At 33.4% G+C, this 8059-nt stretch carries 7 protein-coding genes; 2 read left to right on the top strand and 5 right to left on the bottom strand.

Annotated features, from left to right (window positions below; all coding sequences use genetic code 11):
- Positions 1-48: 48 nt before the first annotated feature.
- A complete protein-coding gene (locus tag QNJ50_RS27910; protein WP_300642282.1) occupies positions 49-762 on the bottom strand; it encodes a hypothetical protein in 714 nt (237 codons plus the stop codon).
- Positions 763-1131: 369 nt separating this feature from the next.
- On the opposite strand from QNJ50_RS27910, the gene QNJ50_RS27905 reads away from it, so the two are divergent.
- Positions 1132-1515: a hypothetical protein gene (locus QNJ50_RS27905; protein ID WP_300642279.1), complete on the top strand. Its 384-nt coding sequence runs from the start codon at positions 1132-1134 to the stop codon at positions 1513-1515.
- 268 nt (positions 1516-1783) lie between these two features.
- On the opposite strand, the gene QNJ50_RS27900 is transcribed toward QNJ50_RS27905, so the two are convergent.
- Complete coding sequence (locus tag QNJ50_RS27900) at positions 1784-3259, bottom strand: leishmanolysin-related zinc metalloendopeptidase (protein WP_300642276.1); 1476 nt, start codon at positions 3257-3259, stop codon at positions 1784-1786.
- A 317-nt stretch (positions 3260-3576) separates the two neighbouring features.
- Between QNJ50_RS27900 and QNJ50_RS27895 the strand changes: the two genes are divergently transcribed.
- Positions 3577-4518 carry a CPBP family intramembrane glutamic endopeptidase gene (locus tag QNJ50_RS27895; RefSeq protein WP_300642273.1) on the top strand — a complete coding sequence of 314 codons (942 nt, stop codon included), beginning with the start codon at positions 3577-3579 and terminating at the stop codon, positions 4516-4518.
- A gap of 98 nt (positions 4519-4616) precedes the next feature.
- Here the strand turns inward: QNJ50_RS27895 and QNJ50_RS27890 are convergent, their stop codons facing one another.
- The 3 genes from QNJ50_RS27890 to QNJ50_RS27880 form a co-directional block, all read right to left on the bottom strand.
- Positions 4617-5693: an iron ABC transporter permease gene (locus QNJ50_RS27890; protein ID WP_300642270.1), complete on the bottom strand. Its 1077-nt coding sequence runs from the start codon at positions 5691-5693 to the stop codon at positions 4617-4619.
- 325 nt (positions 5694-6018) lie between these two features.
- A complete protein-coding gene (locus tag QNJ50_RS27885) occupies positions 6019-7233 on the bottom strand; it encodes an ABC transporter substrate-binding protein (RefSeq protein WP_300642267.1) in 1215 nt (404 codons plus the stop codon).
- Between the two features lie 178 nt (positions 7234-7411).
- Positions 7412-8059: (2Fe-2S) ferredoxin domain-containing protein (locus tag QNJ50_RS27880; protein WP_300642264.1), on the bottom strand; the 648-nt coding region annotated here is incomplete at its 5' end.

The raw sequence follows: 8059 nt of genomic DNA, 5'->3' as shown, positions 1-8059 counted from the left end.
ATATAATGAAGTGGATTTTTCATTTTGGTAGACGGTGAAAACTCCGTTCTACCATTTTTTTGGCACCAAGTTAATATTCCGGACAGGTCTAATTTCTTCACATAAAGCTGTATAAAATTCATTCTCATCATGAATCCAATTTAAATCTAAAAAAACTGAATCGCGGGATGAATTAAGAAAATTATCGGCTTGTTGACAAATACTCCACAGGATAGATGACTTACCGATACCCTCTTCACCGATCAATGTCACGCTACTACCGCTATTGAGAATTTCAAATATTTGCTTAATTTCTCGATCACGTCCGAAAAATAGTTGCGGGTCGTCAACTCTACCAACTAAGGGAATAAAAGGATTAGCGAGAAAATTAGAGCTTTTCTGCTCGAACGCTACTTTTTTATTAGTTTCTTTCTCAGTAACTTGTTGATGGGTAGTTTTTTGATGGGTAATTATTGGACTAGTAAACTCTTGGTTTTTGGCTGTCGGATTTGTTGAGCTAGAGTCAATATTAAGACTCTTCCATTTCAAATACTTTTCTTTTAACCAGGCTTGAAAGAGTTTATCTTTAGCACTACTACCTTTGCGATCATAATCTGGAAAGTATTCGCGGTTCTCTTTAGGAGAAAAACGTTCGTTATATATTGTCCAGAGTTGTCTCCTGATAGTTTCTGGATCTGCTGGTAGGCGATCGTCTTCAAATGCTCCGTCTGCAACTTGTCTATTGACTTTGACTGTTTCTTCGTCAGGAAATTTTGCAAGCATAATCGCTTGCTCCTTTTTGCTTAAATCATATTCACGAAACACCTCCGAAATTAAAAAAAGTTGCCAATTTTTCATGCTCGCGCCATAGTTACCAAACTATTTAAAAAACTAGCATTTATTTTCTTATTTGAACAGCAAGTATCACTAATATAAAAAACTTTTCCGCTATTTTTTGTGTTCGGAAAAATTTTTCCGTTATTTTTTGATTATCCGGAAAATATTATCTGGGACAGTCAATTTACTACTCTGTAATATATAAATATCAAAGCAAACCAAGAATATTAATAGTAATTAACTAAATACTATTGATAAAAATTGCTTTTCTCAAGCAATGCTAAAAATTCATTGTATATTAATTATTTGAAAATAATGAAAAATATTTTTGTAAGTAGCGTATTATTAAGTTTATTTTCCATTACAACCCTGGCAAATAACCAATTAGCCCAAGCGGAAATCATTATTCTTGAGAACGAAGAATACAAACAACAGGAATACAAAATTAAATACTGTCATCCTGTCACTCATGAGATTGTTAATGAAGATCCTGCATATCACCCAAACGCTTATGTTGATGGGTATCGTCAAGGAAAGAGAAATTTTCGTAAAGGGAAAGCTTACAAAGCTCGTACTGCTGGAGGTGAATTTGGGCGTGGTTTTGATGATGGTTATTTTGGTAGAGACTTTAGCGGTCAAAAAGTTACTGTACCCAATAAAGTTAGTCATTACACAACTATGAATTGTAATACTTATTGATATGAATTAAAGAGGTTTTGTAAATATACCCAAAAGTACATTTTTTACTTTCTTGGAAAAAGAAAAAACTAACAAGTACTACAATATATCCAATTTCAAGGAGATAAAGATGAGCGATCGCAGTCAGGAAAAAGTATTTGAGAAACTGCAAATACACGACCAGTACATACGGCGGAAATAAAGCACCCATTTATAAAAGGTCAAAGCTAGCAAAAAAAACACTTATGTCCTACGGACACGCCGTGCTAATGACTACGACGCAGTGGTACTAGGTGAAAAAAGGATCTGCTGCGGCTAAGTTAACTTCGTAACCAATATCTTCTAGAGAAGCTACGGTGAGACTACTGAGAGGATTATTAACACCAGAGTTAATAAACCCTGTCATCAACTCATTAGTCAATACCGATTCGCGCCAATGTCCTTCGCGAGTTCCTTCTCCTCCTGTATTAGCAATAGGGACAGAGGACTCATTTAGCCCAAAAATACGATTATACTCAGCAGTAGCACGAGAACCAGTAAATCGCGGATCGTTAGTATCAGAACCGGTTACCAAATCTTTTTGTTTCCAAAGAGTACCAATACCTAATACATGACCCATTTCATGTACGATTACATCTACAAGTTGTCCGCTTTGTTCTAACTGCTCTAAATCTGCAGAGTCAAATTCCATGTTTCCTACTGCGGGTAAGCCAGAATCAGAACGGAGTAATTGTGGCGAAGCTTGACCCAAAATATTACCACGACCATCTATGGAACGAGCACTTGCATTGATAACAAGATCGTCAACTAAACCAAAATCCTGAACGTTAACATCAGGAATATCGCCGGTGATAACGCTACTCCATTTGTTCGCAGCTTCATTAAAAACTGCTCTTTGACTTGTAGTCAATTCATTACCAGTAAAGTTGATTGTAATATCAAATCCAGAATTGGAACTCGGGTTGGGATTAGAAATTAGATTGGAGTCAGAACTTAGATTAGGGTCGGAACTTAGATTGGGGTCGGAATTTAGATTTATATTGAGATTATATCGACCTTCACTACTACCACGATTGCTTCCCACTCCGACATAATAAGTACCAGTTTTATTGGCAGTAAAGTCAATATAACAATCTGTTGTATTATCTTTGTTTAGTACAGAATCATTATTGTTAAAAGCAAGGCGATTTCCGTTATTTCCAAAAACCCCTAAAATAGAATCTAAGGTGGAATAATCAGGAGTCTCAACATCTATAGTAATGCGATCGCCTGCATTAAGATTAATGCTGAACAGGTCTATATCTCTCGCAAGAGCAATATAGGAGTTATTCCCAATAACTCCATCGATTTTATAGTTTGTTTGGCTGGAGCTTATATTTGTAGTAACTGCATTAGATAACATATCATTGGGTTCTCTCCAATTTCTCAAAGATGAAAAATTGTTTGTATCAATGATATTTTCTTGATAAGAAAAACAATTTATCTTATTTGAACCCTGTATTTCATTAGTATCTTTTGTTGAGAAGGAACTTAGAACGTAATCTAATATATTTTCTGCATGTTCTTGAAGATTAATAATTGGTTGAAAATTCCCTCTCTTAGAATTAACACTTTCCTCACTAACGCCAAGATCTCGATCTTCCATCATCTGGGGAATTACTGTATTGTAAAAAACATAAGCACTATCAACTACATCACATAACACTTTATATTCTAAAGAATCTGTTGATTTTTTTATGACACACTTATTTGGTTCGATAGTCATTTTTTACGATATTAAAAGGATTACAACTTGAATTTATTGACTAACTAAAACAAACTTAAATGAAATTAATGCTCCTAATAATATTATCAGTTCGTAAACGAATTGACCTGAAGGACTTTTAATTCCTATGACTTTTGATACAATGTAAATATAATGTAACAAAATGTAGTATTAAAGTTAAGCAGAATCAACACTCAAATGTAAGCCAGTCTGCATAAACTTTTGTCTGGCTTGTTACTTACAAAATATATCCGATATTTTTCAACCCAGGTTTTAATTGAAAGAATAGAAATTATTTATTGAATAAGGTATGAGCCATGAGTAAAAGTTACTTAGAAATATCCAAGCAAGGTAATAATCATTGGTGGCGTTATCTATTGGGAATATTAACGATACTATTTACCTGGATTATTATTGGTAGTTTCATTGTCGGAATTATTGCTGTATTTATTGTAAATTCCTCGTTATCTTTTGATGAAACTTCAATCGGGACTTCAGAGTTACAAGAACAATTACTGAAACAGTTACAAACTTTTTTTAAAACCCCTTCCACTGAAGTTTTTGTGACAGTAAATATCCAATTTATTTTCTTTGTCTTAGCAATATTTATAGTTGTCAAGTGGTTACATAAACGTAAATTTAGGACACTAATTAATGCAGATGCTCAAATTAATTCCAAACGTCTGCTATTAGGCTTTTCTATTTGGTTCTTGCTGCAGTTAATCTTGATGGGGGTTTTTATATTTATAGATCCTCAAAACTATACTTTTTCTTTTCAAGCTGAGAAATGGTTCCCATTACTTTTATTTGCACTGATATTAACTCCGATCCAGATTTCAGCAGAAGAATTATTTTTCCGTGGCTATCTTCTACAGGGAATGAGTCTAGTTACTAAAAATAAATTTTTCCTAATTATTATTACTAGTCTGTTATTTATGTTCCCACATTTATTAAATCCAGAATTACAACGAGGACCAGTTTGGTTAGCTTTAACCTACTTTGCTTTTGGAGCATTTATGTCTTTGATAACCCTTAAAGATAATGGCTTAGAATTAGCTCTTGGAACTCATGCGGCAAATAATATGAGTATTTTTCTCTTAATGAATACAAAGGATTCAGCTATTCCTACCAATGCTGTATGGACAGTAAATGAAACAGGCGATCCAAGATTGAGTTTGGTAATATTTCTACTGCAATGTGCAGTATTTTACTATATTCTCTTTATCTGGAAAACTAAAAAACTGAAATCTGTTATTTGAATTTTGAGAGGGAAAATGAATTTTGAGCGGGAAAAATTTTCCGATCATTTTTTACTGTTTGGAAAATATTATCTGGGACTTTTTAGTAATGAGAATATTCATATTGAGCGATGACGATATAAAATCACCCACATCACAATTGGAGTACCAATCAAAGCAGTGACAGAGTTCAAAGGTAAAACGCTCTGACTACCGGGTAGCTGGGATAATAAATCTGCAAATAATGCTAGTATCGCACCCATCACCGCAACAACGGGAATCAATATTTTATGGTCTGCAGTTTTAAATAAACTACGACATAGATGGGGAACCACAACACCTAAAAATCCAATAGGACCGCAAAATGCAGTAATCGCACCAGCCAAAATTGAAGCATTACCAATAATCCAAAATCTTGTTTTTTGCACTGCTAAACCCAAAGTTTGAGCCTGAGTTTGACCTAAAAGCATTAGATTCAAGGGTTTTGAGAACAGTGAAGATACAATTAATCCTAGCAATACCACAGGGGCTAAAATTATCATCTGTCGCCAAGTTACACCACCAAAACTTCCAAAGGTCCATTGCAAATATGATTGAATTTGATTATTCTCGCTAAATTGAAGCAAAATACTGACAATCGCACTAGTTGCATAACCAAGCAGTAATCCCAAAATTAATAGTGTCATGGAATCGGCTACATGATGAGATATTAGTAGCACCATTCCCAGTACCAATCCTGCACCTAAAGTAGCAGCTATAACTAAAGCTAAGTCGTTAATTATTCCAAAATTTGCGAGCAACGCACCCATAGCAGTGGTATTGACTGCGAGTACTATAAGTGCGACTCCCAAAGAAGCACCAGAACTAATCCCCAAGATAAATGGTCCAGCTAAAGGATTTTTGAATAGGGTCTGCATTTGCAAACCACTCACACCTAAAGCAGCACCCGCTAAAGTTGCAGTTAAGGCTTTGGGTAAGCGAAATTTGAGAATAATAGTATTCCAACTGGCTTTTATTGCTTCTCCTCCCAGAAGAATATTAATAACTTCCTGAATTGGAATGTGAACAGAGCCAAAAGCTAAATCCAACAAAAATACAAAAATTAAGCTAATTAGTAAAATTGCAAAAATAATAATTTTCTGAGTTTTCTTTTTTTGTGATTTTTTCTTATAATTTCGACCTTTACGTATAAACATATAATTTATGATAAAAAATCAAAGTCCCTTCGTAGTGGACTGACACAGCTAAAATAGTGTGTTAGCAAAATCCAAAAATCATTAATTGAAATAAATTTTAGGACAAATCTATTGCATCATTTTAGGCGTGTCAGTCCAGTAGGGTGTGTTAGCGACAGCGTAACGTACCTTATTAAAAAAAATTGCTTAATTAATAGTTGATTCAATTTATTTAATATCCTCCTTTTAAAACAACTTCAAATATCCTAACGAAACTATTTTTCTCAATTTTGTAAGATAAATGATATATATTGAAAATAAAAATAAAAACAAAAACAGAAAATAATTAATTCAGTTTTTGGTAAAATACCAGATTATGATTTGGTAATAATTCAGGATGAAAAATTTTAATTAAATCAGCTAAAACTAGATTCGGATTACTAATACCACCTTCCCAATAGTCATTACCACCATTTTCATTTAAACGAGCATTATTATTGTAAACATTACCCTTTTTCACTGCTTGAAAATCACCATAGCGACTATCTGCTGTAATTACATCTTTTAAAGTTTGCCAAGATTGACTTACATTTAACCAATAATCTGCTGTAGCAGCGCGTTCAAAAACATTTTCAAAAGATAAAAGTGTGCTACCAGAAGAATTTTCAGCACAAAAATAATCAGCACCAGCATCAGCTAAATATTGGACTGCATAACTTTTGCATCCTGGAGTATACCAAGTTCCTTTAAAGTTAAATCCAGTAAATACTTTTGGGCGCTTTTTGATAGATTTTACCGCTTCAGCAATATCTTGATATTTCTTCGCTATTTCACTAAATTCTTTTTCTGCAATATCTTCTTTATTAAAAAACAAAGCTGTAAACTTTAACCATTCTGCACGACCTAACGGCGATGTTTCCATATATTCAGCATTGATTGCTACTTTTAATCCTGCTTCTAATAATTTTGAATGATTATCGACTTGTGGATTTCCTGTTCCATAAGTTGTGATTAGATCGGGATTGAGTTCTAATAATCGTTCCAAATTCACATTATTATTGCCTAATTCTGCGATTTGACCTGCTTTGATTTTCTCAACTACTTCTGGGGTATTAACTGTTTTAGGATTACTCACACCGACGAGTTTATCTACTACTCCTAATTTTGCTAAATGGGGTAAATGTGTAGTAGAAAGAGATGCAACAGTATTTATGGGTACTGTAATTACCTCAGTTTCTTTAAATCCTTCTGGTGTTGGTGTACCGCATTGAACTAAAACATATTTCAAACCTGTTTTCGCTTCCCGCCAAGGATTTTTTACTGTTACAATTTTATAATTATTGTGATATTCAACAGCAAAGCCTGCAGCATAATTAATGCTGGCTTTTTTGGGAAAGTAGTCTGTATTAGGATTAAAATTTTGAATGCATTCTTTGTTTCCAGGTGATGAGATTGTTGTACTGTTTGGAGTACTATTACAAGCAATAATTAAAGCTGCAACAAATATTGTTTGAATACCAAAAAAAAATAAATTATTTTTCTTATATTTTGTTATATTCATAAATTTTTTTTAGGATACTAATGGGAATTTTTTGAATTTCCAACATTATTTTTGAAATAAATTTAAGAAATCTCTGTGGAGTAATGAGAATAACTTCAAGTCAACAAATTTCTCTTGGTTAAACTCGTAATCTCTGAATGTACCTTATTCTGTAAATCCTAATTTATTCAATATTTGTTTAAACAGATTCTGGAGGATAAATATGCTCGGTAACTTTATTACCTTGAATTAAATGTTTTTCAACAATTTCTTCAGCAATCTCTGGCTTAACACGAGTGTACCAAGTTCTATCTTCAGAATTAAATACTACAGGTCCTAATTTACAAACTTCTAAACACCCTGAGGTTCTTACTTCTATATCTAAGCCTGCTTTTTCAACAGCATTTTTTAATGCTTCATAAGTAGGTTTATAATTACGGGAAGGTAAACATCTTCCAGAAGTACAAACTGAAATATAAGACCGTTTTAAGGGATTTTGAGTAAACGGCATTGGCTTTGTACCTAATACATAAATCTCCCGTAATTCTTCATAGAGAGCTAACTTAGATAAGTCTGGTTTACCTTCAGGTAATAAGTTTTCACCATCGACTAAAGGATTAGGTAAGAAAATTGTCATTACATTTTCATTACAACCATTCCAAAATTCAATTCCCCAACTTCTGGTTTTCCCATGTTTATTAAAACGTCGATAAAAAGCCGCACGACTTACTCTTCTTTGTCGTCTTAATTCCAAAGGAGTTTGATTATTAGGACCACCTAAATTCTCATCAACCCATAAGTGTAAATGCCAAGCTTCAGTTACTACTGTCAAATAACCATCATAAAG

This window comes from Mastigocoleus sp. MO_188.B34 (genome assembly GCF_030065675.1).
Taxonomy (GTDB): Bacteria; Cyanobacteriota; Cyanobacteriia; order Cyanobacteriales; family Nostocaceae; genus Mastigocoleus.
Note: the sequence above shows the minus strand (reverse complement) of the source record. Positions and strands in the feature narration are given on the sequence as shown.